Source organism: Haliscomenobacter sp. (assembly GCF_965225875.1).
GTDB lineage: Bacteria > Bacteroidota > Bacteroidia > Chitinophagales > Saprospiraceae > Haliscomenobacter.
In genome coordinates this window covers 341,338-363,857 of sequence record NZ_CBDDBS010000001.1, presented here as the reverse complement: position 1 = coordinate 363,857, position 22,520 = coordinate 341,338, and the positions used below count along the sequence as shown (strand labels likewise).

At 45.9% G+C, this 22,520-nt stretch carries 19 protein-coding genes; 10 read left to right on the top strand and 9 right to left on the bottom strand.

Going from position 1 to position 22,520, the window contains the following annotated elements; genetic code table 11:
- Nucleotides 1–48: 48 nt before the first annotated feature.
- On the bottom strand, nucleotides 49–630 hold the full coding sequence (locus ACO08K_RS01395) for an RNA polymerase sigma factor (protein ID WP_320029761.1): 582 nt from the start codon (nucleotides 628–630) through the stop codon (nucleotides 49–51).
- A 327-nt stretch (nucleotides 631–957) separates the two neighbouring features.
- Here ACO08K_RS01395 and uvrA point away from each other — a divergent pair, with 327 nt between their 5' ends.
- The 6 genes from uvrA (at nucleotide 958) to ACO08K_RS01365 (ending at nucleotide 7,133) form a co-directional block, all read left to right on the top strand.
- Nucleotides 958–3,798 carry an excinuclease ABC subunit UvrA gene (uvrA, locus tag ACO08K_RS01390; RefSeq protein WP_421794596.1) on the top strand — a complete coding sequence of 947 codons (2,841 nt, stop codon included), beginning with the start codon at nucleotides 958–960 and terminating at the stop codon, nucleotides 3,796–3,798.
- Nucleotides 3,799–3,985: 187 nt separating this feature from the next.
- Entirely contained in the window at nucleotides 3,986–4,435 is a 450-nt protein-coding gene (locus tag ACO08K_RS01385; RefSeq protein ID WP_421794595.1) for a hypothetical protein, read from the top strand.
- Between the two features lie 167 nt (nucleotides 4,436–4,602).
- Nucleotides 4,603–5,031 (top strand): hypothetical protein, encoded by a 429-nt coding sequence (locus ACO08K_RS01380; RefSeq protein ID WP_421794594.1) that lies wholly within the window; start codon nucleotides 4,603–4,605, stop codon nucleotides 5,029–5,031.
- 205 nt (nucleotides 5,032–5,236) lie between these two features.
- Entirely contained in the window at nucleotides 5,237–5,656 is a 420-nt protein-coding gene (locus ACO08K_RS01375; protein ID WP_421794593.1) for a hypothetical protein, read from the top strand.
- A gap of 114 nt (nucleotides 5,657–5,770) precedes the next feature.
- Entirely contained in the window at nucleotides 5,771–6,517 is a 747-nt protein-coding gene (gene fabG / locus ACO08K_RS01370; protein WP_421794592.1) for a 3-oxoacyl-[acyl-carrier-protein] reductase, read from the top strand.
- A gap of 97 nt (nucleotides 6,518–6,614) precedes the next feature.
- Nucleotides 6,615–7,133, top strand: a complete 519-nt coding sequence (locus tag ACO08K_RS01365) for a DinB family protein (RefSeq protein ID WP_421794591.1) — start codon at nucleotides 6,615–6,617, stop codon at nucleotides 7,131–7,133.
- 112 nt (nucleotides 7,134–7,245) lie between these two features.
- On the opposite strand, the gene ACO08K_RS01360 is transcribed toward ACO08K_RS01365, so the two are convergent.
- The gene (locus ACO08K_RS01360) at nucleotides 7,246–7,545 is read right to left on the bottom strand and encodes a hypothetical protein (RefSeq protein ID WP_421794590.1); all 300 of its coding nucleotides are present in this window, start codon (nucleotides 7,543–7,545) and stop codon (nucleotides 7,246–7,248) included.
- Between the two features lie 160 nt (nucleotides 7,546–7,705).
- Here ACO08K_RS01360 and ACO08K_RS01355 point away from each other — a divergent pair, with 160 nt between their 5' ends.
- On the top strand, nucleotides 7,706–9,316 hold the full coding sequence (locus ACO08K_RS01355; RefSeq protein WP_421794589.1) for a C1 family peptidase: 1,611 nt from the start codon (nucleotides 7,706–7,708) through the stop codon (nucleotides 9,314–9,316).
- 76 nt (nucleotides 9,317–9,392) lie between these two features.
- On the opposite strand, the gene ACO08K_RS01350 is transcribed toward ACO08K_RS01355, so the two are convergent.
- The 7 genes from ACO08K_RS01350 to ACO08K_RS01320 all read right to left on the bottom strand — a co-directional run bounded on the left by ACO08K_RS01350 (nucleotide 9,393) and on the right by ACO08K_RS01320 (nucleotide 14,895).
- Nucleotides 9,393–9,743 carry a hypothetical protein gene (locus ACO08K_RS01350; RefSeq protein ID WP_421794588.1) on the bottom strand — a complete coding sequence of 117 codons (351 nt, stop codon included), beginning with the start codon at nucleotides 9,741–9,743 and terminating at the stop codon, nucleotides 9,393–9,395.
- Between the two features lie 136 nt (nucleotides 9,744–9,879).
- Nucleotides 9,880–10,197: a hypothetical protein gene (locus ACO08K_RS01345; RefSeq protein ID WP_421794587.1), complete on the bottom strand. Its 318-nt coding sequence runs from the start codon at nucleotides 10,195–10,197 to the stop codon at nucleotides 9,880–9,882.
- A gap of 71 nt (nucleotides 10,198–10,268) precedes the next feature.
- Nucleotides 10,269–10,580: a hypothetical protein gene (locus tag ACO08K_RS01340; protein ID WP_421794586.1), complete on the bottom strand. Its 312-nt coding sequence runs from the start codon at nucleotides 10,578–10,580 to the stop codon at nucleotides 10,269–10,271.
- Between the two features lie 51 nt (nucleotides 10,581–10,631).
- Complete coding sequence (locus ACO08K_RS01335; RefSeq protein WP_421794585.1) at nucleotides 10,632–10,937, bottom strand: hypothetical protein; 306 nt, start codon at nucleotides 10,935–10,937, stop codon at nucleotides 10,632–10,634.
- A gap of 24 nt (nucleotides 10,938–10,961) precedes the next feature.
- Nucleotides 10,962–13,646 carry a hypothetical protein gene (locus ACO08K_RS01330; RefSeq protein ID WP_421794584.1) on the bottom strand — a complete coding sequence of 895 codons (2,685 nt, stop codon included), beginning with the start codon at nucleotides 13,644–13,646 and terminating at the stop codon, nucleotides 10,962–10,964.
- A 1-nt stretch (nucleotide 13,647) separates the two neighbouring features.
- Nucleotides 13,648–14,409: a GLPGLI family protein gene (locus ACO08K_RS01325; RefSeq protein ID WP_421794583.1), complete on the bottom strand. Its 762-nt coding sequence runs from the start codon at nucleotides 14,407–14,409 to the stop codon at nucleotides 13,648–13,650.
- Between the two features lie 135 nt (nucleotides 14,410–14,544).
- Entirely contained in the window at nucleotides 14,545–14,895 is a 351-nt protein-coding gene (locus tag ACO08K_RS01320) for a hypothetical protein (RefSeq protein WP_421794582.1), read from the bottom strand.
- Nucleotides 14,896–15,186: 291 nt separating this feature from the next.
- Between ACO08K_RS01320 and ACO08K_RS01315 the strand changes: the two genes are divergently transcribed.
- From ACO08K_RS01315 to ACO08K_RS01305, 3 genes are read left to right on the top strand one after another with little or no spacing between them, the layout of a single operon-like run.
- Nucleotides 15,187–18,513, top strand: a complete 3,327-nt coding sequence (locus ACO08K_RS01315; protein ID WP_421794581.1) for a VCBS repeat-containing protein — start codon at nucleotides 15,187–15,189, stop codon at nucleotides 18,511–18,513.
- 46 nt (nucleotides 18,514–18,559) lie between these two features.
- Nucleotides 18,560–19,183: a hypothetical protein gene (locus ACO08K_RS01310; protein ID WP_421794580.1), complete on the top strand. Its 624-nt coding sequence runs from the start codon at nucleotides 18,560–18,562 to the stop codon at nucleotides 19,181–19,183.
- 1 nt (nucleotide 19,184) lies between these two features.
- A complete protein-coding gene (locus tag ACO08K_RS01305) occupies nucleotides 19,185–22,514 on the top strand; it encodes a VCBS repeat-containing protein (protein ID WP_421794579.1) in 3,330 nt (1,109 codons plus the stop codon).
- The last annotated feature ends 6 nt before the right edge of the window (nucleotides 22,515–22,520 follow it).

Here is a 22,520-nt window from a genome sequence, read left to right as displayed (position 1 = left end):
TGGCAACCGACCCTCAATTTTTAAACTTCTAAGCTTTTAAACTTCCGTTTACTGCAGAATCACTTCTTTCTCTTCCACCATCTTCCGAATGTTGATCAAGGCGTAGCGCATCCGGCCCAGTGCAGTGTTGATACTTACCCGGGTTAGTTTGGCAATTTCCTTAAAGCTCATGTCGGCATAATGGCGCAGGATAACCACTTCGCGTTGCTCGGGTGGGAGCATGTCTACCAGGTGGCGCACTTTGTCGTGGGTCTGGCTGCGGATGATGGTCTGCTCAGAGTTGAAATCCGGCGTTTGAAGAACGTCGAAAATATCGAAAGTATCGGTTGGCGAAACTTTAGGGCGGCGCTTCGTGCGGCGGAAATAATCCACACACATGTTATACGAGATACGCATGGCCCACTGGAGGAACTTACCCTCGTGATTGTACTTGCCGCGGCGAAGAGTATCAATGATCTTGATGAACACTTCCTGGAAGATGTCTTCAGCAAGGCTTTGCTCCTTGACAAACAAATAAATAGAGGTATAAATTTTTTGTTGGTGACGGTTGAGCAATTCTTCGAACGCTCTTTCGTTTCCTTCCAAGTAGCAGGCGATGAGCTGCTGATCGTTAAGCTGTGTAACTTGCATAACTAAATAGTTTAAAGCAATGGGATCAAATCCGTTAAAAACTTTTAGTGTAGAAGTTTCAGCTTATATGCGCCTGCGTTTTAGTGAAGCAATAATGTTTTGGAAGAAAAATTGATAATGAGTCAAAGATAAACGCAATAATTTAATGAAAAAACAGTTTAGGAGATTTTTTTTCAAATTAACCAAAGATTAACGGTTTTTTAGGGTTTCCCCTAGCCGCAAAGAATGGTGCATAAAATTGTGTAAAACTTTTTGTAAGCGTTTTTAACAAAGGCTCGTGCAATGCACAACTTTTTGTATCTTGCCCCCTCTAACTGCCAATACCATATGAAACAGCAGGCTACCACGGAAACCACCCTACCTACACCCGACGCAGACAATTGGATTTACATCAAAGGCGCCCGGGGCAATAACCTGAAAAACATCGACTTAAATATTCCCAAGAACCAGTTGGTTGTGGTTACTGGAGTTTCAGGCTCGGGTAAGTCTTCGATTACGATGGATACCTTGTACGCTGAAGGGCAACGTAGATATGTGGAAAGCCTGTCCTCCTACGCCCGGCAGTTTTTGGGGCGGATGAAAAAACCGGAAATTGACTACATCAAAGGCATTTGCCCAGCTATTGCCATTGAGCAAAAGGTTAGCACCAGCAATGCCCGCTCCACTGTCGGCACACTCACCGAGCTGTACGACTATCTGCGGCTTTTGTATGCTCGTCTGGGCAAGACTTATTCTCCCATTTCTGGTCAGGTGGTTAAAAAGCACGAAGTAGCTGACGTCAACGATTACATCCATACTTTTCCGGAAGGAACCCGGGTGCAATTGTTCATTCCGCTACCTTATAAGTACAAAGACCGTTTGTTGGAGCGAGAATTGAGTTTGTTGCTGCAAAAAGGCTACACCCGTTTGCGCAATCAAGGCGAGTTGATGGACATCCAGGATTTTTTAGACAGCAAAGATGCCATCCTGAAACTGAAAATAGAGGAAATTCCGGAAGACACCCTATATATCCTGATTGACCGTTTTGCGGTTAGCAGTGAAGAAGACAATGTACGCCGCATCGCCGACTCCATCCAAACTGCTTTTTACGAAAGTGAAGGCGAGTGCTGGGTGGACGTGGTAGGCACCGAGGCCATGAAAGGTTTCAACAACCGCTTTGAGCTGGATGGGATGACCTTCGTTGAGCCCACGCCCCAATTGTTCAATTTTAACAACCCCTTCGGTGCCTGTCCCAGTTGTGAAGGTTTTAGTATGGTAATGGGTATTGATGAAAATAAAGTGGTACCGAATAAGTCTCTTTCCGTGTATGAAGGAGCAATTGCCTGCTGGAAGGGGGAAAAACTGGGGCTGTGGCTGGAGGAAGTATTGGAACATGCGCACAAATACAATTTCCCGGTTCATACCCCTTATCAGGATTTGAGCAAGGAGCAACGCAACATGCTTTGGAAAGGCACGGCTAGTTTCGGTGGTATCCATGCCTTTTTTAAGGAATTGGAAGAAAAATCCTACAAAGTCCAAAACCGGGTCATGCTGGCGCGTTATCGCGGGCGTACCCAATGCCCTACCTGTGAGGGTTCGCGCCTGCGCAAAGAAGCCCGTTACATCAAAATAGCTGATCGGGGCATCCATGAATTGATTGATGAGCCTGTAGATGAACTCTTGCCTTTTTTTCAAACCGTTGACTTAAGCGAGTTTGACCAAAAAGTAGCCAACCGCTTGCTCCAGGAAATCACCTCGCGCTTGCAGTTTATGTGCGACCTGGGACTGGGCTACCTCAACCTCAACCGGGTTTCAGCCACCCTCAGTGGAGGTGAAACCCAACGCATCAACCTGACCCGCTTGCTGGGGAGCAACCTCACCAGCTCGATGTACATTCTGGACGAACCCAGTGTGGGCCTGCACCCCCGCGATACCGATCGTTTGGTCAAAGTGCTCAAGTCTTTGCGTGACCTGGGCAACACAGTTATCGTGGTGGAACACGAAGAAGACCTGATCAAAAATGCTGATTACCTCATCGACATTGGCCCCGCTGCGGGTATCCACGGCGGTGAAGTGGTTTTCGCCGGACCTTATGCGGATATTTACACAGAAGCTGCCACTAGCCTGACCACCTTATACATGAATGGCACGATGGAAATTCCCGTGCCGACCTTCCGCCGCAAAGCCAGTGATTTTATTTGGGTAAAAGGCGCCCGAGAAAACAACCTGCGCAACATCGACGTAGCCTTTCCTCTCCACGCCATGACGGCGGTGAGTGGGGTATCGGGTTCGGGCAAAACGACTTTGGTAAAACAAATCCTTTTCCCTGCCCTCAAAAAAGAACTGGGCGAAGCTACGCCCAAGGCGCCCGGCTTGCACTCCGCTATCGAAGGTCCATTCCAAAAAATCAAGGCGGTGGAAATGGTGAACCAAAGCCCGATTGGCAAATCTTCCCGTTCCAATCCCGTCACCTATGTAAAAGCTTACGATGCCATCCGGGACTTGTTTACCAACCAACAATTGTCCAAAATCCGGGGCTTCAAACCCAAACATTTTTCATTCAACGTGGATGGTGGCCGCTGTGACGCCTGTAAAGGTGAGGGCGAACAAATCATCGAAATGCAATTCCTCGCCGATGTGCGCCTGGAATGTGACGTATGCCAGGGCAAACGTTTTAAGCCCGAAGTACTGGAGGTAGAATACAAAGGCAAAAACATCCACGAAATCCTGGAAATGAGCATCGACGAAGCCATGGAGTTTTTTGCCGGTCATAAGGACATCATTTCCAAAATTAAACCTCTGCAAGACGTAGGTTTAGGGTATGTACACATGGGGCAATCCTCTAGTACCTTATCTGGAGGTGAAGCTCAAAGGGTTAAGCTGGCCTCTTTTTTAACCCAAGAGCATTCCAATCAGCACGTGCTTTTCATTTTTGATGAGCCTACTACCGGTTTGCATTTTCACGATATCCGCAAATTGTTGGATGCGCTCAATGCGCTGGTGGAAAAAGGGCATACGGTAATCGTGGTGGAACACAACCTGGAAGTGATCAAATCCGCAGATTGGGTCATTGATTTGGGGCCGGATGGAGGAAAAGGTGGAGGTAACTTGGTGTACCAGGGGGTACCTGAAGGCTTGACTCAAATTGAAACATCCTACACTGGTCAATATTTGAAAGAAAAATTGTAGACTTCATACCACACTGTTCAAAACTACAGAAGGGGTAAGTTTTTAATTTTGATGCCTGCAATTTCAGGGGGAATAGTCGTATGAATTGAGGTTTTAAAAAGTATTTTTTTGCAAAGTCCTTGTTATTATAAAAACAACAAGATATATTTGGGAACTAAAACATTTCTAAACACAAACAATTAGCTCAATGAAAAGACTATTCACTATTCTCGCACTTTGTTTCGGAATCCTGATGAGTACCAACTCTTTTGCAGTAGTTGGAGTACCCGCCAACTCCCAGCAAGAGACGGTAACGCAAAAAAGCCCAAGTATTACCATTGAAGACATCAAAACCCTTTCCGCAAAGGAAATTGAAGAAAAAATTGGGCAAAAACTCAATTGGAAGCAAAAATTGGCGATCAAGCTGACCAAGAACAAATTGGCCAAAGCAGACAAAGCTGAAGACAAACCTGCTGAAATTTCCGGCGGTTTTGGTATCGGCTTGTTGCTTGGTTTTGTATTGGGTTTGATCGGCGTTTTGCTCGCCTATGTTGTTTTTAAAGACAAACAAACCATTAAAGGCTCCTGGATTGGCGTTTTGGGCCTGATTGTATTGATTATTCTACTTACGGTAGTACTTGCTGCATCGGTAGTTTAATTTCACCTGTAAGATAAGTTAGGCAGCTGCCTAACAATTTAACCCGCATTTTGACGTCAATCAAAATGCGGGTTTTTTTTGCCCTGGCTTAGAGCTTTTTTCCTACTTAATTAATGATTACATTTAAAGATTAATTTGTTGATTCTCAAAACCAAATACATTTTACTATGAAAAAACTTTTCATTTTCCTATTCCTGTGCCTTTTATTGGTAAGCAACAGCTACGCCGGGATTTCAAATTTGCCTGCTGCAAGTGATCCGGTAGCAGCAAATGTAAGTGCGGAGGCCAAACTGGGCATCGACGATTTGAGAAACCTTTCAGTGAAAGAAATTGAAGCGAAAATTGGCCACGATTTGACCTGGAAGCAAAAGTTGGCCATCAAAGTGCTGAAAAGTAAAGCCACTAAAGCGGAAAAACATCCGGAAAAACCCGCTGCCAGCACCAACAACATTATTGGCTTTTTGCTTGGACTGGTGTTGAGCATTATTGGGGTCTTGATTACCTATGTCGCTTTTCAGGGAGAAAGAAGCACCATAAAGGCTGCCTGGATTGGATTTGCAGTAGGGCTTTTGCTCTACATTCTGGTTTTGGTATAATCGATCAGGTTTAAAACGATCCTAAAGTAGGGATGTGCAACAATTGTGCATCCCTATTTTTTTTTGCAAAACTTTACGACCTGTATTTAATTAGCGTTTCAAATTACCCGGACTGTTGATAAATTCACAAACTTATTTTGCCGCAAAAAACGGGTCAATTATATTTGATCAACCATATTGTTCATTTCTCTAAAACAAACGAGCCATGAAGAAATTCTTAGCCATTCTATTCCTCTGTTTCGGCACTTTTTTGGCAACGACTACCTATGCTACTATTGCCAGTGCGCCTGTAGCAGGCACTGAAACTGTCAATGCGGAGGCTAAATTGGGCATCGACGACCTAAAAACCATGACGGTTAAAGAAATTGAAGCAAAAGTTGGCCACGAATTGACCTGGAAACAAAAATTGGGCATCAAAATGCTCAAGAGCAAAGTCGCCAAAGCAGAAAGACACCCCGAAAAGCCTGCGGGTAGTGGTAGTACTTTCATTGGACTTTTGTTAGGTCTGTTTTTGTTTCTTATCGGAGTATTGATCGCTTATGTTGCTTTCTCTAATGATAGAAACGTCATCAAGGGAGCCTGGATCGGGGCTGCGGTAGTGCTGGTTTTTTTCCTGCTCTTGTAAAAAGACTTTGATTGAACAGAAATTATATAAGAAGAAGGGGTGCAGTGGGAATTGCATCCCTTTTTCATTTTCGTTCCTTACCTTTACACCCACAAAACAAAAAACCAAGGCCTGATGAAACTATTGCAGGACAAAGTCGCTCTCGTAACCGGTGGTTCCCGTGGAATCGGGGCGGCCATCGTCAAAAGATTTGCAGAACAGGGCGCAAATGTCGCCTTTACCTATCGCTCTTCGGCGGCTCAGGCGGAAGCCATTGCTGCGGAACTTGAGGCACTCGGTGTAAAAGCCAAGGCTTATGCGTCTGATGCTGGTAACTTTGCTGAAGCCGAAGCGCTGATCAATTCGGTTGTGGCCGATTTTGGCAAACTGGACATTCTGGTCAACAACGCCGGGATTACCCAGGATACCCTCATGCTCCGCATGACGGAAGAACAATGGGATAAGGTGATCACCACCAATCTCAAATCGGTATTCAACCTTTCCAAACACGCACTGCGCCCAATGATGAAAGCGGGAGGTGGCTCAATCATCAACATGAGCTCCATCGTTGGCATCACGGGCAATGCTGGCCAGGCCAACTATGCTGCTTCTAAAGCAGGGATCATTGGTTTTAGCAAGTCATTGGCCAAAGAAATGGGTTCTCGCGCCATTCGTTGCAACACAGTAGCACCTGGTTTTATCGAAACGGATATGACCGAGGCACTGGATGAAAAAACCAGAGATGCTTACCTGGCGAATATCCCTCTCAAACGTTTTGGAAAAGCCAACGAAGTGGCAGACCTTTGTGTTTTCCTGGGCTCAGATTTGTCAACCTATGTGTCGGGGCAGACGATTTCGGTTTGTGGCGCGCTGCATACCTAGATGGAATGACGAATTTTTCGAATGACGAGTAACGAATTCTGGGTTACCTCCAAATTCGTCACTCGTCATTCGAAAAATTCGTCAATAATTAAGAACAATGCTTGACCAATCCTTCCTCAACCTATTTGTCTCAGAGATCAAACGCCGCCTTTTTGAGGAATCTCAGGTGCGACTGGAACGTTGTTTGAACGAACTCAGCGAAGCCGACATCTGGTGGCGCCCCAATGAAAACTCCAATAGTGTAGGCAATTTGGTTTTGCATCTAAGTGGCAATGCCAGACAGTGGATCCTGGCCGGTTTGGGCGGTGCCTTGGACCAGCGGCGCAGACAGGCAGAGTTTGATGAGCGAGGGCCTATCCCCCGAGCAGAACTGATCCAAAAGGTGCGTGATGTAATGAGTGAGATTGATGAAGTGCTTGATCGCTTGAAACCGCAGGATTTGGAGCGACCCATTGTGGTGCAAAGTTTTGACGAAACAGGACTGAGCATCCTTATCCATGTGGTGGAGCACTTTTCTTACCACGTGGGCCAAATGGCTTATATCGTCAAAGCCAGACTGGACAAACAAACCAATTTTTACGGGGGTATCAATTTGGAAAACAATGATACCCATTAAATTTGCTGCAAAAAAATTCCATGCTACTTCGAAAGTTGACCTTCAAGTAGTGTAAAAAATAGGCCCCTATCCGCAAAATTGCACTGAGGATAGGGGCTTTTTTGTTAAAGACTTATCGAACCAATGCCGAAACCTTTTTCAGTTTATTCTGGCTGACACTAAATGTAGAGTTGTAACCATCCATTTGATTTTGAATCAAGCCTGCTTCTTGCATCAGCTTGAGGTGATCATTAAGAAAATCGGCATCCAATTGGGTGTGGATCAGCAGATCCACCCAGGCTGCTTCGGGCCATTCGCGCAAACAATCCAAGATTGCTGAGGTTTCTGGCTGACATAGTAGTTCCAAAATACCAATGGCTTTACTTACTTTTTCACCTTGGGCGAAAAAGCGATTTTTAATGCTAGTGTTCATGGTGTGTTTCAGTGTTTCTTAAGCAAAGACAATTGTCAAAATAGACGTTAACACACTTTTACGAATCCACAGCGAAAAGGTTACAAGGAAGGGGAGTTTTTTTTTATAATTTCAGCCATTAAATTTAGCTGTGCTTTTTTAACCAAAAAACCATTGAACCATGCCAATCAGAATGGAAGAAGATGACCCCAAAGGTGGGGGAAGACAAAACCCAAATCCAAACAACAACAATCGAGGTGGTGGAGGCGGAATGGGCTGGTTGATTCAGCTTTTGCCCCTGGCCATTTTGTTTTTGATCAAACGCCCCAAACTCCTGATTCCGCTACTCCTGGTAGGTGGTATTTGGTACTTTTTCCTGGGCGGGCAGGAAATGCTCAGTGGTGGTGGTGGCGACCCCAGCGCATACGAAGAATACGAGGACGAAAATGCTCCGGTACAGTTTTCATTGGGTGCCTCCCTCAGCCCCGAACGTTTTGACAAGGCTCAGGTATTTGAAGCGCTGTCCTATGGACAAAACGGCCAGTTGAATCGTTTGCCAAGCAAAGTCAGTTTGTTGCCTTTTGCTCCCCGCCGGATGCACCAAGGTGGGCAAGGTTCTTGTGTGGGTTGGGCCAGTGCTTATGCTGCACGAAGTATCTTGGAAGCTCGCGCGACCGGGCGCAACCCCAATCAGGTAGTGTTCAGCCCGGCATATCTCTACAATCAGATTCACCTGGATGACTGTCAGGGGGCCTACATGATTGAAGCCATGAAGTCCATGGCACAAAACGGGGCTATGCCTTTTCAGGCTTTTGGGTACGATGAATCCACTTGCGAAAATTACCCAGACAAAACCGACATTCGCGAAGCCCAAAAGTACCGCATCAAAGGTTACAACCGCCTTACGGTAAGCGACGAGGAACAAGCCCCTGACATTGAGGCCATCAAACAAAACCTGGCTCAAGGGGCACCGGTTGTCATTGGGATGATGGTGGGTGGTACTTTTATGAGCAACATGATCGGCCGTAAAGTGTGGCAACCTACCCAACGGGACTACAATATGGGCGGTTTTGGGGGCCATGCGATGTGTGTCATTGGCTATAATGATGATTTTGAAGGCGGCGCTTTCCAGATCATGAATTCCTGGGGAGAGGATTGGGGTGACCAGGGGATCTTCTGGATGAGTTACGAAGATTTTGAGTACTTCACCAAAGAAGCGTATGGTTTGTACCCCATGGGCTCAGCGCAGGACAAACAGGTGAACCCCGGCAAAATGGCCGTGGAATTTGGGTTGTACGACAACGATAAACAAGCCGTTATTCCAGTTAAACAGGTGAGCGACATCGTATTCCGCACCAGCAGCACATTGACCAAAGGCCAAAAATTCAAAGCCTTGATCGCCAATTCGGTGGATTGTTACGTGTACATCTTTGGCCAGGAAACCGATGGTTCCAGCTACGTTTTGTTTCCCTACACGGAGAAACATGACCCTTATTGCGGCATTGTGGGTACCCGCCTGTTCCCGAAAGACCACTCGATGGTACCAGACGCTAAAGGACAACGGGATTACATCGCGATCGTGATCAGCAAAACCGAATTGGATTACCAGGCCCTAAACCAGGAAATCAATGGGGCTTCTGGCAGTACCTATGCCGACCAACTCAAAGCCGCTTTGGGCAATAAGCGGATGAGGACCACCAGTTTTAAAGCAGGGAATACCATCGCTTTTGAGGCCGATGTGAAGGACAGTGGCGCGGTAGTGGGCGTTGTGGTGGAAGTGGATAAGAAGTAAAAAGGTAAAAGCCGACGCCAGTGGGGGTAGATATAGAAATACACTGGCGTCGGTGAAACCTATAATGTTAATCGAATCAGTCCTCAATTTTTGCAGCGATGGCAGCTTTTGCTTCTGTTACTGCTTCTTGTGCTGCTTTGGCTGCCTCGGTACAAGTTGGTTTTTGTGTCTTTGCAGATACTTTGTATTCAGTACCATTTTTGTTTACAGTGCCAATCAATTCTACTGTACATGCTTTGCTGGAGGGCATTTTATCGAGCTTGGCTGCTACTTCCAGCATGTTTTCCAGGTCTTCTTCCGTGGTGGAAATAAATAGACCATCGGCTTCGATTTTTAATTTGTTGGTTGGAGATTTTGCTTTGTTTTGGGCAAAACTTACTGAGCTCAAACCAGCAAGAAAAAGCATCGAAAGGATGAGTTTTTTCATACGAAATGGATTGTATGTGATTGAATGACTCAAACCTACGGAAAGTGGGAGGGGTAGTCAAGGCACTTTTGCAAGTTGTTGACTACCCCAAATTTTTGGGATTGAAAGGGAGTTACCCTGGCTCAAAGAAAATCAGCTACTCAATGATCGTATAGTTCAGAAAATTTTTCGCCTCATTCATCTGGTTGCTTGCTGATTTAGCTGCTTCTGTGCAGGATTCAGCACTTGCCGAAACAGTATAATAAATTTGCATCATCCCAAATTTTATCCAGGAACTAAGCGTGACGGTACAAGTTTGGGACGTAGTCGATTTTGTGCTGAAGACTTGGACATTTGTTGTGCCTTTAAGTTCCTGGGCTTCTTTTGAGGATAGTTTACAATCCAGGTTATTGGCAAACGAAGCAATGGCCAAAATGAGCATGAATGCTGTTGTGCTGAGCAATTTCTTATTCATAAATAATGGGTTGAATGGTGAAAAAATGGCTAAACAAGCCACTAAAGCTTAATTAGCCAGGTGAAACAAACTTATTGCAGGGCTTCTTGAATGGCCTTTTTGGCATCTCCCAATTGGCTGATCGCGGAGGTGGTCGCATCTGCGCAAGTTTCACCGGTGGCAGTCACATTGATCACACATTGCACGCTGCCTACAACAACGGTTGCGCTCATGGATACCGAACATTCTTTTGGTTCTGGAGTGGTGGCGAAGCTTGAAAGCCCTACCGGAGTTTTTTGAACAATGGTAGATTGTTCTGAATGGAGAAGATTCACTGCTGGAACCCGGGCAAAAGTGGTAAATGCCATAGTCAACATAACCACCAGAATACTTAAAGTTTTCATAGCGAAAAGTTTTGTTTAAAAAATGAGAAAATTGGATTGGAATCTTGGCGCTTAAATCTGCTCAAAGATATTTTTCATCACCAGAATCGCTTTTCTAGCTTCGATTTCAGCCTGCTCTCGTGAAGGTGCGGTCACGGTGACGGAAACGGGAATGATGGTCGTTCCTAAATCTACTCTACCAGAAATGGTGATGAGGTGGACGACTTCATTTGACTGCTCAGTAATAACCAATGTCGTGGAACTGGATTGGCTGGTCAATGCCACTGTTTGTAGCGGTTCTTCGGGTAAATGTGTTTGATGTGCCTGAAGATTTAGTCCACTCAAGGACATCAATGCGTAAAAAAATAAAGTTTTCATAGCCGTTATGTTTTGATCAAAAAATTAAAAAGAATAACCAAGTTTGATCAGGACGAGGGCCGGATTTAGCCTCAATCCTGAGAAATAGTTGTAAGCATCACCAACCGAAAGGGTTTCAAACCACTTTAATCCGGTTAAATTGTTGCCGTGGATTTCGAAAAAATAGGGCTTGTTTTTAGGCGAAGCCATTACCTGAACATCCAAAAACACCAACCACTTTGAATTGGGATCCAACAAGTCTTTTTGAAAAGCATCCAAATGGAGTCCAGCTCTAATCCAGTTGACAAACCTGTATTTGCCATTGATGCCCAGCTGCGAAAAGAGCCGTCCTGTATTGGCAATCGCGGATTGAACCCGGCTGGCCCCCACTTTAAATTCTAAATCGGCATTAAAGGATCCTGGAAAAGCACTTTGCGCAATCATTGCACCCGAGATGGTTCTGGCCACTGAAACTGCACTTTGCTCATTGACGCCACTTGGATAACTGGAAATAGAGAGCGCGCCACTGAATTTGACCTTTGTAGATAAGCTTGACAAAAGCTGGTCTTTAGATACATTCAAGGAAAATATCTTGTGTTTACCCTTTTGGATCTTGGTCAAAAACGAATAGTCATCAGTGATGTGCAAAAATCGACTGTACGCGTTGGCCGAAACATTGCTGAAAATGGAGAAGTTTAAGGACGACTGCTTGAATAAATTAAAATCAAAGTAGCCAAGTACAAAGGTGTGCGTCAGATTCATCAAATTCTCGGGACGAGATTGCTGAAAATTGCGGTATCCCTGCATGATGTAACCACCTGCTAACTCCGTTGCTGAGGCAAATGCGTTGCCTTGAAAATAAGTGCCATATACCTTGCTTACTCCCTTGAGTGCCAGACCAAAACCCATCGCCGGGTTCACATTTAACCAGGTATTCGGTGTGAAAAAAAATTGACTACTATCTCCTGGTGCTAAAGATTGATGCTGGACTTTTAAATCACTGAATAATTTGAGGCGTTTTAACTGGATAGAAAACCCAGTGGATAAAAATGCACTCGATTTAATGATGGAGAAGCGATTGGAAAAATAGTCGGTTGGAGTAGGCGCTTCGATGGTTTTGGAAGCGGTCAATTGTGAATTGAATTGCTCCACACTATGGACATACCCCATTTGTGTTTTGATTTTTAGCAAGTCGTTCACTTTGATCAAACTCTTTCCAGCAACATTAATCCGGTGCAGGTCTGCAAATGCTTCTTGTACTTGTTGGGATGATTCAAAAAAATCATTCTGAGGCCCTTCCAAATGTTTTACCACCAAAGTTTGTGGTGTGCTCCCGATTTGATGAATAAAATCCAACTGGAGCACCTGTTTTGCCGACAATTTTATCGTGGACTTCAAGTCTTGGTAGAAACGACGATTGTTGTTGTTAAAAAACGCAGTGAATCGACCATTGATGGAAGACTTCAACTGGTTTTCAGCATGTTCATTTGTTGCACTATAACTGGTATTGTAGGCTATGTTCAGCTTTTCATTTCCGGCATAAGTTGCATTGAAATGATTGCTCCACCGCATGGGCTTGTACCGGTTGCCCAATTGTTCCTGGATCGACAAGGTATCCTTGTTCAAAAAGTAGGATGTTTCGTTGAACTCATAGGCCGAAGTCTCATCCTGACTGAAGGCAAAATAAGCTTGGGTTTTGAGGAAACGGCTAAAGGAACGATTGAGGCTTATGGCACCAAGTTTTGAGGTATTGCGGGCGAATCGATTGGGGTCGATTTGCGAGGAACGAAATTTTTCAAAATTGATCGCCGGCTCCCCAAATTCAGCAAGCGTTGCCGGGTCGTTGGCCGAAGCTGAGCTTAAGGGATTTTGTTCGTTGAGTTGGTACAATTTTCCCGTATTGTTCATGCCTACAATGGCAGCCAGTTTTAACTTCTTGAGCAGAGCAAAATCATGCGCATTGATTTCCTTCCAACCCTTAGTCCCCCAGGCGGCTTCAAGATCCACGTTGTTTTTGAATTTGACAGCGTCTTTAACTGTCAGATTAAGCGCAATCTCATCAGAATCTTCAAAACCCTTCATAACGCCGTTTTCCTGATAATGCTCAATTGATTGAATTTTATCCACAATGTTTGCTGGTAAGTGTTTGGTGACCAAGTCGCCTTGCCCTTTCCAAATGTCATCGCCATCAACCAGGATTTTATTTACTTTCCTGCCGTTGACGAACACGGAGCCATCTTCAGCGACGGAGACACCAGGGAGCTTTTTCAACAATTCACCGATTTTTCGTTCGCTGCCATCTGAAAAGGACGCCGCTCGAAATTCCGTGGTATCGTTTTTTATTTTAATGGCCGGCCCTTCAGCCTTAATGACTACTGCTTGCATGGTGAGTATTTCAATGGTTAAGACCAAATCCATGTAAACCCTTGGTGTTTTAAGGGAATCACGAGCAATTGGAATCCATTTTTCTTTAAAACCTAATGCGCTTACATGTAGGAAACAGGAGTCAACTGCACTGGGAATTTCGATGCGATAGGTCCCTTGTTCGCTTGAAAAGGAAAATGATATGATTGATGAATCTGCCCTGCTTTTTGCCACTACATTGGCCATAAAGACTGCCTGCAAATCATCAGAAGTAATTTTGCCTTCAACGAACCAGCTATTTTGAGCACGCAGCATGACTGCTGATAACAGGGCAATCAATGCGAGTATCATTTTCCTAACTTCCATATTATTCAGCTTTTTCGATTCTTTGGAGCGTTACCCCAACTTCGGTATTGCCTGCTGGAATCGAAGAGGACAAGAACTGTTTCAACTGCGCGGCTTTTTTGGTCCAGAGTTTTTCAAATTCTACCCTACTGATTTTATCCCCTTGGGTTGGAGGCGCAACTGGTTCAGATAAAGCAAAGGGGAAATCGATCGATTTAGCGCTGAATTTTACAACCTCTTGCTCATCGTATGCTTCGACAATTAAACCCGGGAGCCCCCAAAGTTTCCATGGCCCTGCGCTAACCGGGATTTCTTTCGAAAACCAGGCAATAAAGTTTCGGCCTTTATAAAAACAAGTTGCTTTTTGGCAGAGCAAATTCCCGATTTTTTTCTGCTCATTACCAATCGCCCAATTGATGTCTTCAATGCCTTCCTGGAGAATAAAAGGTTTGTTGAGGATGAATTCACGGGAGACTAGTATTTTTGACTGGATATCCTTGAAGTAGCTGAATCCATATTTATCAGAAATAGAAATTTCAAATCCCCCATCAGGCCTATCTTTTAGAGTTGAACCTTCCGGGCTTTGGCTCAAAATAAACAGGGATTGTGAACCATTTAAAAACAGGGTTGACTGGTACTCGATGGGCGCTTTATCCTGGGCACCGCCTTGTTTTACATCTTTGGAATAATCAATTACCGAGGTGAATAAGATGCGGCCTTGATTTTGGCTTTGGCCTTCCAAATGCAGCATAAATAGGATTCCTAAAACGAAAAGTGCTTTCATGATAGATAGATTTGGTTGAGGTGATGAAAATAGTGAGCTACCCTTCGCTCAAGCAGTGAAGGTTGAATGAATAAAATGAAACGAATTGATGGATTTGCCCGGCAGAACCGCCAGGACTAATTCGTGTAGGCCTACTTAATAAAACGCCGCCATAACTGCTTTTTTCGCATCAGTCAAGCCTTGGATGGCCAAATTGGTCGCTTCTGTACAAGTGGAACCAGATACGGTAACAGAAATTTCCACTTCAACAAAGCCCATTTTTACTTTGGCTGTGAGGGAGATTTCGCATTCTTTAACCTGGTGTGCCGCATCAAAATCCGCTGCCATTTTTTGGAGGTCAGCAATGTTTGATTCGTCGGTTTTGATTACGATGGATTTGAGGATGGTCTCCTCTTTGTCCGTTTTTAAGACATTAAGGGACTCCCCACAGAAAGCATTGATGCCGCTAAACAGCATGATTGCCAAGGAAAAGAAAATAGTTTTCATAAGCTTAGATATTAAATTGGTTAATGATTAAAAGCGAAAAGTAGCTCACTTAGGAATCGAAAAGCGGATTAAAAGCTTTTCCTTTCTGTTCGATTTCTGATACAAAACTATTGCTGTTGGTCACCCCAATCAAGTCAATTTTCCCACTTCTCGACCACCCCAAATTTGCCGTTTTAAACCTACTACTTTTGCTTCTAGGGAAGGGCATCCGCTAGGTATGCCCCTACGGATCAACTTCACGCTTCATTTTCCGCTCATTTCCAAAAAAAATTCCCAACTTTGCCCTCCAGTATGAAACAGATAGCCGTCACAATAGCTGCCATAATTTTGCTCATGGCCAGTGGGTGTAATCAATCTACCGGAGATTCAAGTTCAATCCCGGCCAAGACCCTTTTTTCAACCATGCCTGCCAGTGTCACTGGCATCGACTTCATCAATCAAATCCAGTATACCGAAGAATACAATCCATACACCTTCCGCAATTTTTTCAATGGTGGCGGCGTAGGCCTGGGCGACATCAACAATGACGGGCTCGTTGACGTGTTTTTTTGTGCCAATTTTGAAAGCAACCGCCTGTACCTGAACAAGGGCAATTTCCAGTTTGAAGACATCACCCGCAAAGCTGGGCTCAGCACCAAAAACGTCTGGTCGTCCGGCGTAGCCATGGCCGATGTGAATGGGGATGGATGGTTGGACATCTATGTGTGTAAATCGGGTAAACCCGGCGGCAATCGGCGCTACAATGAACTCTTCATCAACAATGGCAACCTGACTTTTACCGAGAAAGCCGCCGAATACGGCCTTGCCGATATGGGCCTTTCCTCCCATGCTGCCTTTTTCGACTATGACCGCGATGGTGACCTGGACTGCTACCTGCTCAACAACTCCATGAAATCGGTAGGGGGCTATGACCTCGTGAAAGGCCAGCGCAACGTGCGGGACAAAAGAGGGGGCAATAAATTGTACCGCAACGACAACAACAAGTTTGTCGACGTAAGTGCCGAGGCAGGTATCTACGGCAGTAGCATCGGTTTTGGTTTGGGGGTAACCATTGGTGATGTAAACCGCGACGGCTGGCCGGATATTTACGTCTCCAACGACTTTTTTGAGCGGGATTACCTTTACCTCAACCAAAAAAACGGCACTTTTCACGAAGAATTGGAAAGCTGGATTCAGGAATTGAGTTTCAGTTCGATGGGGGCCGACATGGCCGATGTCAACAACGATGGCCACCCCGAGATCTTTGTGACCGACATGCTTCCCGAAACGGAGGCACGGATGAAAACCAAAACCAATTTTGAAGACTGGAACAAATACCAACGCAATGTCCTCAATGGCTACCATCGCCAATTCACCCGAAATGTGTTCCAGCGCAACAATGGTGATGGCACCTTCAGCGAAATTGGGCGTATGGCTGGAGTTTTTGCCACCGACTGGAGTTGGGGTGCGCTCATGACCGACCTGGACAACGATGGCCAGAAAGATATTTTTGTTGCCAATGGCCTCCTGCGCGATTTGACCGATCAAGACTACATCAACTTTTATTCCGACCCTGCCAATGTGCAGGGGCTGATGCAAAAAAAGAAAGGGGTAATCACCAAAATGGTGGATGCCATGCCTTCGGAGCCTGTGCCCAACTACGCTTTTGCCAACCAGGGCAATTTCTCCTTTCAAAATAAAGCTGTAGAGTGGGGCCTGGGTGAGCCCAGTTTTTCCAATGGCTCGGCTTACGGCGACCTGGACAACGACGGCGACTTGGATCTGGTGGTCAACAACATCAACCAACCCGCTTCCATCTTCCGCAACAATGCCGAAGCGCAACGCAAACAAAAAGCCAATTTCCTCAATCTGGAATTACAGGGGGAAGGCAAAAATCCCTTTGCCGTTGGTGCACAGGTGAGCATTCGCCACCAGGGCCAAACCTTGTTTCAGGAGCTTTTTCCCATGCGTGGCTTCCAATCTTCGGTGGATTATCGACTCAATTTTGGACTGGGCACTTGGACCACTGTGGATACGCTGGTCATAGCCTGGCCCAATGGACGCTACACCTTGCAAACCAAGGTGAAAACCAATCAACGCCTCCAATTCAAACAAGCGGATGCCCAATCGGACGAATTCCCCCTCGCGGAACCCCATTATAAGCCTTTTATCTCCAAAGTAGCCGATGCCTTGAGTTTCAAACACCAGGAAAATGAGTTTTCCGATTTTGACCGTGATCGGCTCATTTACCAAATGATGTCGTACGAAGGGCCTCGCATGGCCAAAGGGGACGTCAATGGTGATGGGCTGGAAGACTTGTTTATCGGCGGGGCAAAGGATCAGGCCGGGGCTGTTTTTGTGCAACAAGCGGGCGGGAAATTCCGCCGCAGTGCCCAGCCAGCCCTGGAGGCTGATAAGATTTGTGAAGATATGGACGCGATCTTTTTTGATGCCGATGGCGATCGTGACCAAGATTTGTACGTCTGTAGTGGCGGTTATGAATTTCCCAATAGTTCTAGCTCACTGATTGACCGTTTGTATTTCAATGATGGACGCGGCAACTTCACCAAATCCAACCAAATTTTGCCCACCTTCCAGTTTGAAAGTACTTCCTGTGTAGATGTTGCCGATGTGGATGCAGATGGTGATCTGGATTTGTTTGTAGGGGTACGTTTGCGTCCTTTTGAATATGGAGCCCCAGTGAACGGCTACGTGTTGCGCAATGATGGTAGGGGTAATTTTACTGATGCCACAGCACAAATTGCCCCACAGTTGTTGAACTCTGGCCTCTATACGGATGGGCGTTGGGTGGACATCGATGGGGATCGGGACCCTGACCTGGTCGTATCTGGCACCTGGATGCCTGTGCGGGTATTTCAAAACAACCGGGGGCAATTGAAAGAAATGACCAATGAACTGGGTTTGGCCAAGAGCAATGGTTTTTGGACTTGTATTGAACCTGCGGATGTAGACGGTGACGGTGATCTGGATTTGTTGCTGGGTAATCTGGGCAGCAATACCCGACTCAAGGCAGATGCCAAACACCCACTGAACATGTACGTCAACGACTTTGATGGCAATGGTGCAGTGGAGCAGTTCATTACCATTTTTGAAGGTGAAAAAGCATATCCTTTTGCCTTGTTGCCCGATGTGGTCAAACAAATCCCTTCCTTGCGCAAAAAATACCTCAAACATGCCCAGTATCAGGGGCAAACCATAACTGATATTTTTCCACCCGAAGCCTTGTCCAATGCCATAAAATGGGAAGTGTACACGACCCAAACTTCCGTAGCCATCAATGACGGCAAAGGAAAATTCAGCTTGTTGCCCTTGCCCGTTGACGCTCAAATCTCTTCCACTTATGGCTTGATGGCGGATGATTTGGATCGGGATGGCATAGTAGATCTATTGCTGGCTGGCAATTTTTTTCAGGCCAAACCTGAACTAGGCATCAATGCCGGGAGTTATGGTTTGGTATTGAAAGGCCTCGGCAAAGGAAAATTTTCACCTTTGAACTCAAAACAGTCCGGACTTTTGCTGAAGGGCGCAGTACGGGATGTGGAACTGGTTAAATCGGGCCAACGCAAAATTTTGATCGTGGCCAAAAATGACGATTGGGTAGAAACCTTTGTATATTGATCATAAACCGATGTTTTTTGTTGAAAACTTACACAAATCAAAAGTTATGAAAAAGCGTGGATTGATGCTTTGGAGTTTGATGTTAGCAGGATCAATGTTGATCATGAGCAGCTGCCAATCCGAATACGACAAGATGCGCCGCCGGGAATTGGCCAGTGGAGTGCGCCAGGATAGCCTATTTTTTGGCATTTACATGGGTATGCCCAGCGAGGATTTTTTTGCCCGCTGTCTATCTTTGAACCGCCAGCGCATTTTGACCAATAACAGTGATGGCCGTCGGGTACAATGTTTCATCAAGGGAGAAGACCCGCAGATTGTTATGAATTTTTACCCCAATTTTAAGGAAAATCGAATCCGGGAAATGCCCGTGGATTTTCATTATGCCAGTTGGTCGCCCTGGAACAAACACCTCTGGGCGGATAAATTGCTCCCCAAAATGGTCTCCATTTTTGAACGTTGGTATGGCAAAGGTTTTATCAAAATGGAAGACGAAAAACGCGGGGTGATCTACGTAAAAATTGACGGCAATCGACAAATTGTGATTGGGGCTAAAGATGATCAGTACGTTAAAGCTAACTTTACCGACCTGACCCATCCGATTGAGGCTGAAGAAATTGAAAACGTTCCGGCCAGACCCCAACCCAAAACGACCTCGCAAACCGCGCGATAACATGAAGCAAAATATCCTTTTGGGCTGCATCCTTTTGGTGGGGATGAGCGCTTGTAAAAAAGAATTGCAACAGGCCTCGGAAGTCAAAACCGATACCTTGTTCTCCGAAATGCCTGGAACCGTAACAGGTATTGATTTTGTCAATCAACTGCATTTTGACAACGACTTCAACATCTACACCTACCGCAATTTTTACAACGGGGGCGGGGTGGCCTTGGGTGACATCAACAACGATGGCCTGATCGACATCTATTTTACCGCCAATATGGAAGAGGATCGCCTCTACCTCAATAAAGGCAATTGGCAATTCGAGGACGTCACCCAAAAAGCAGGAGTAAATGGCCGCAAAGCCTGGTCTACCGGTGTAAGTATGGCCGACGTCAATGGCGACGGCTGGCTGGACATCTACGTGTGCAATTCTGGGGATGTCAAAGGGGACAACCGGGAAAATGAACTCTTCATCAACCAAAAGGACGGCACTTTTAAAGAAATGGCCAAGACTTACGGCGTTGCCGACCCTGGCTATTCTACCCACGCGGCTTTTTTTGATTACGATAAAGATGGTGACCTCGATCTGTATTTGTTGAACAATTCCTTTCAGGCCATCGGCAGCTTCAACTTGCGCAAGCAGGTACGCAACACCCGCGATCCACTGGGTGGGCACAAGTTTTTTCGCAATGACGGAGAAAAATTTGTCGACATCAGCGAACAGGCTGGTATTTATGGCAGCATCATCGGTTTTGGTCTGGGCGTGACCGTGGGGGATGTGAACCAGGATGGCTGGCAAGATATATATGTTTCCAACGACTTTTTTGAGCGCGATTACCTCTACATCAACAACCAAAATGGCGGCTTTAGCGAAGTATTGGAGCAATCCATGCGCTCCATCAGCGCCGCTTCCATGGGGGCAGACATGGCCGATATCAACAACGATGCCTTGCCCGATATATTTGTAACCGATATGCTTCCGGGCACTGATCGACGGCTCAAAACCAAAACGACATTCGACAACTGGGACCACTACCGCTCCAACGTCGAAAATGGTTATTGGCATCAGTTTACCCGCAACATGCTGCAAATCAACAATGGCGACGGTACCTTCAGTGACGTAGGCCGTTTGGCAGGTGTGGAAGCAACCGACTGGAGCTGGGGGGCCTTGTTCATGGACATGGACAACGATGGGCTAAAGGATATTTTTGTCGCCAACGGCATCTATCAGGACCTGACCGATCAGGATTACGTTTCTTTTATTGCCGATGAACAAACCAAACTGTCCATCATTTCCCGACGTGGAGTGAATTTTAAAGCCCTAGTAGACTCCATTCCCGTGGAGCCCATTCCCAGTTATGCTTTCCAAAATAAAGGTGGCTTAAAATTTGAAAACCAGGCTGAGGCTTGGGGATTAGGTAAACCCAGTCATTCCAATGGCTCGGCTTACGGTGATTTGGACAATGACGGCGACCTGGACCTGGTGACCAATAATGTCAACATGCCCGCCTTCATTTACCGCAACAACACAGAAAAAATCCACCAGGATCACCATTACCTCAAGTTTGAATTGAGTGGTGAAGGAAAAAATACCTATGCACTGGGTACCAAAATTACCCTAAAGTACGCCGACCAACTACAATACCTGGAGCAAATGCCGATGCGGGGCTTTGAGTCCACGATGGACCCGCGTCCGAATTTTGGTTTGGGAAAAACCAAAACAGTAGATACTGTCCTGGTCGATTGGCCCAACGGCAAACGGACGCTTTTGACCCGGGTTAAAGCCGACCAAACCCTGAAGCTCAAACAAACTGAAGCAACCCTTCAGACCCCCGCCAAACCCACTCCTGGCCCCAAGTTGTTCCGCGAACTCAATGTACTCAATGGGGTAAATTATCGCCATATCGAAAACGATTTTATCGATTTTGACCGTGATCGTTTGTTGTACTTGATGCTCTCGACCGAAGGCCCCAAAATAGCCAAAGGAGACGCCAACGGCGATGGGCAGGAGGATTTTTACGTAGGTGGCGCCAAAGATCAGGCGGGTAAATTGTTTGTTCAAAAACCGGATGGCTCCTTTATTTCCACCAATGAAACCTTGTTTCAGGTCGATGCCATCTGCGAAGACCAGGAAGCCTTGTTTTTTGATGCAGATCGTGATGGAGATCAGGATTTGTATGTATGTAGTGGTGGTAACGAGTTTTCCTCAAGTTCGACGGCCTTGATTGACCGTTTGTACCTCAACAACGGCAGTGGTACCTTCAGCAAATCGCCCCAGGTTTTGCCTACTTTCCGCTTTGAGCCTTCCTCTTGTGTGGACGCGGCGGACTACGACCGCGATGGCGACCTCGACCTTTTTGTGGGTTCACGTTTAGCGCCAATGGTTTACGGAGTGCCCATGAACGGCTATATCCTCAACAACGATGGCAAAGGTAATTTCAGCGACGCCACCCCACAGGTGGCCTCCTTCTTGCAAAAAATCGGGATGATCAAAGATGTACAATGGACCGATTTTGACGGCGACGGGGATCCCGATTTGATCATTGTGGGTGAATGGATGCCGATAAAACTATTGCGCAACGATCGAGGTACTTTCACCGACATCAGCGAACAAGCCGGTTTGGCCAATACCCAGGGTTGGTGGAATTGTATCGAATCAGCCGATCTGGATGGGGACGGTGATTTGGATTACGTGCTGGGCAACCATGGCTTGAACTCCCGATTTAGGGGCAATGCCGAGCATCCAGTGGTCATGCAGGTCAACGATTTTGACCAAAATGGAACTGTGGAACAAATTATGAGTGTATTCAGCGGCAAAGGCACTTATCCGATGTTGCTGCGCCACGATTTGGTCGGGCAAATCCCACAACTCAAAAAGCGTTACCTCAAATACAAGGATTTTGCGGAGCAAACGGTTGAGAATATTTTTACGCCAATGCAATTGCAAAATACCTTGAAGTACGAAGCAAAAGAAATGCGTACCTGTGTGCTGATGAATGAAGGGAAGGGACGATTCAGCTTGAAACCTTTGCCCGTAGAGGCCCAATTGTCCCCCAATTTCGGCATCACCATCAAGGATTTTGATGGTGATAAAAAGCTGGACATCATTCTCGGTGGGAATTTTTATGGCGTGAAGCCAGAAATTGGTAGATTTGATTCCAGCTACGGACTCTTTTTAAAGGGTGACGGCAAGGGGAGCTTTTCATCCATCCCCGCCCGCCAGTCAGGGTTTCGCCTGGAAGGAGAAGTACGTGATTTTCAAGCCATCAAAATTAAAGGGAAAGAAGTGCTACTCGTAGCCAGGAACAATGAGCCTTTGCAATTGTTTGAATGGAATCCATAACCAAAC

Excerpts from the sequence above, each read along its gene's own strand:
- ACO08K_RS01305 (WP_421794579.1), top strand. The coding sequence starts at position 19,185 with ATGAAGCAAAATATCCTTTTGGGCTGCATCCTTTTGGTGGGGATGAGC.
- ACO08K_RS01380 (WP_421794594.1), top strand. The coding sequence starts at position 4,603 with ATGAAAAAACTTTTCATTTTCCTATTCCTGTGCCTTTTATTGGTAAGC.
- ACO08K_RS01395 (WP_320029761.1), bottom strand. The coding sequence starts at position 630 with ATGCAAGTTACACAGCTTAACGATCAGCAGCTCATCGCCTGCTACTTG.
- ACO08K_RS01315 (WP_421794581.1), top strand. The coding sequence starts at position 15,187 with ATGAAACAGATAGCCGTCACAATAGCTGCCATAATTTTGCTCATGGCC.
- uvrA (WP_421794596.1), top strand. The coding sequence starts at position 958 with ATGAAACAGCAGGCTACCACGGAAACCACCCTACCTACACCCGACGCA.
- fabG (WP_421794592.1), top strand. The coding sequence starts at position 5,771 with ATGAAACTATTGCAGGACAAAGTCGCTCTCGTAACCGGTGGTTCCCGT.
- ACO08K_RS01320 (WP_421794582.1), bottom strand. The coding sequence starts at position 14,895 with ATGAAAACTATTTTCTTTTCCTTGGCAATCATGCTGTTTAGCGGCATC.
- ACO08K_RS01310 (WP_421794580.1), top strand. The coding sequence starts at position 18,560 with ATGAAAAAGCGTGGATTGATGCTTTGGAGTTTGATGTTAGCAGGATCA.
- ACO08K_RS01335 (WP_421794585.1), bottom strand. The coding sequence starts at position 10,937 with ATGAAAACTTTATTTTTTTACGCATTGATGTCCTTGAGTGGACTAAAT.
- ACO08K_RS01340 (WP_421794586.1), bottom strand. The coding sequence starts at position 10,580 with ATGAAAACTTTAAGTATTCTGGTGGTTATGTTGACTATGGCATTTACC.
- ACO08K_RS01350 (WP_421794588.1), bottom strand. The coding sequence starts at position 9,743 with ATGAAAAAACTCATCCTTTCGATGCTTTTTCTTGCTGGTTTGAGCTCA.
- ACO08K_RS01325 (WP_421794583.1), bottom strand. The coding sequence starts at position 14,409 with ATGAAAGCACTTTTCGTTTTAGGAATCCTATTTATGCTGCATTTGGAA.
- ACO08K_RS01365 (WP_421794591.1), top strand. The coding sequence starts at position 6,615 with ATGCTTGACCAATCCTTCCTCAACCTATTTGTCTCAGAGATCAAACGC.
- ACO08K_RS01330 (WP_421794584.1), bottom strand. The coding sequence starts at position 13,646 with ATGGAAGTTAGGAAAATGATACTCGCATTGATTGCCCTGTTATCAGCA.
- ACO08K_RS01345 (WP_421794587.1), bottom strand. The coding sequence starts at position 10,197 with ATGAATAAGAAATTGCTCAGCACAACAGCATTCATGCTCATTTTGGCC.
- ACO08K_RS01385 (WP_421794595.1), top strand. The coding sequence starts at position 3,986 with ATGAAAAGACTATTCACTATTCTCGCACTTTGTTTCGGAATCCTGATG.
- ACO08K_RS01375 (WP_421794593.1), top strand. The coding sequence starts at position 5,237 with ATGAAGAAATTCTTAGCCATTCTATTCCTCTGTTTCGGCACTTTTTTG.
- ACO08K_RS01360 (WP_421794590.1), bottom strand. The coding sequence starts at position 7,545 with ATGAACACTAGCATTAAAAATCGCTTTTTCGCCCAAGGTGAAAAAGTA.
- ACO08K_RS01355 (WP_421794589.1), top strand. The coding sequence starts at position 7,706 with ATGCCAATCAGAATGGAAGAAGATGACCCCAAAGGTGGGGGAAGACAA.